At 71.2% G+C, this 1,335-nt stretch carries 1 protein-coding gene; it reads right to left on the reverse strand.

Features of this window, described 5'->3' with window-relative positions; genetic code table 11:
- On the reverse strand, positions 1-1,283 hold a 1,283-nt coding region (locus ACFU53_RS48035), incomplete at its 3' end, for a beta-ketoacyl reductase (RefSeq protein WP_384007012.1).
- Between the last annotated feature and the right edge of the window lie 52 nt (positions 1,284-1,335).

Below are 1,335 nucleotides of genomic sequence, written 5' to 3' on the forward strand. Positions count from 1 at the left end.
CCCGCAATGGAAGAAAACACTACAAACGCATCCAGATCCCAGCCCCGCGTCAACTCGTCCAGATACACCGCACCCCACCCCTTCGCCCCCAACACGCGATCCACATGGTCGGGGGTCATGGTGTCGATCGGTTCGACGTCGAGAATGCCGGCCGCGTGCGCGATCCCGTCGACAGGGTGCGCGTCGAGCAGTGCGGCGACCTGGAGCCTGTCGGCGACGTCGCACGCGACGACCTCCACCCGCTCCGCGCCCACCGCCCGTAGCCGGGCGACCGTGTCGGCCACACCGGGGGCGTCCGGGCCGCTCCGGCTCGTCAGCACGAGCTGCGTTGTCCCGCGCCCGGCGAACCACTCGGCGACGCGTACCCCGAGCGCACCGGTGCCACCGGTGACCAGGAGCCGCTGCGGGATCCTGCGGTCCGTGTCCCGGGTGGCGGTCGCAGCCGAGGCGGGCAACGGAGCCTGGCGGAGACGGCGGGCGTACGTCGCCGCACCGCGCACAGACACCTGGTCCTCGCCCGCGTGGGACAACACCGAAGCCAGGGAGCCGAGTTCATCCGGAGCCGGATGCGGCGGCACATCGACCAGACCGCCCCAGCGGTCGGGGCACTCCAGCGCCGCCACCCGGCCGAACCCCCAGACGGCGGCCTGCGCCGGTTCGTCGGGCGCATGGCCGGGCCCGAACCCCGCATGCGTGACGACCCACAGCGGTGCGGCTGCCCCGGCGTCGCCGAGCGCCTGAACCAGCGCCATCATGTTCTCCACAGCGCGGCCCGCCTCTGACGCGGGCCGGCCGTCCCCAAGCGAGGGCAGGGACAGGCAGGAGAGCACGCCGGCCGGCTCCTCACCTTCGACGGCCTGCTCCAGGAGACGGGCGAGCCCCTTGCGGTCCAAAGCGTCGCAGGTCAGCCGCTCCAGCCCCGGAATGAACTGTTCAAGCCCCGCGAGCGGCACGTCATCGGGCATCTGTAGGAGCAACCACCGTCCGGTGACGGGCTTTTCGTCCGGCACAACCACCGGTTCCCAGTCGACGCGATAACACCAGCCCTCGACCTCGGCGCGTTCCAGCTGCTCGCGACGCAATGCCGTCAGCGCAGGAAGAACAGCGTTCAGCGCCTCCTGCGAAACCCCGAGAGTGTCCGCCAGCTCCGGCGCTCCCTCCTCGACGACCGCCCAGAAGGAGGCATCGCCCTCGGAGACCGACGGGTACGCTGACGCCGCACTCTGCGCGGTGACCGTTGGCCAGTAGCGTTGGCGTTGGAACGGGTAGGTGGGCAGGTCCACCGCCGGGGCACCCTCGCCGCTGCCGAGCAGGACACTCCAGTCGACCTCTCCA

It is taken from the genome of Streptomyces sp. NPDC057474, assembly GCF_042802555.1.
In the GTDB taxonomy this organism is placed as follows: domain Bacteria; phylum Actinomycetota; class Actinomycetes; order Streptomycetales; family Streptomycetaceae; genus Streptomyces.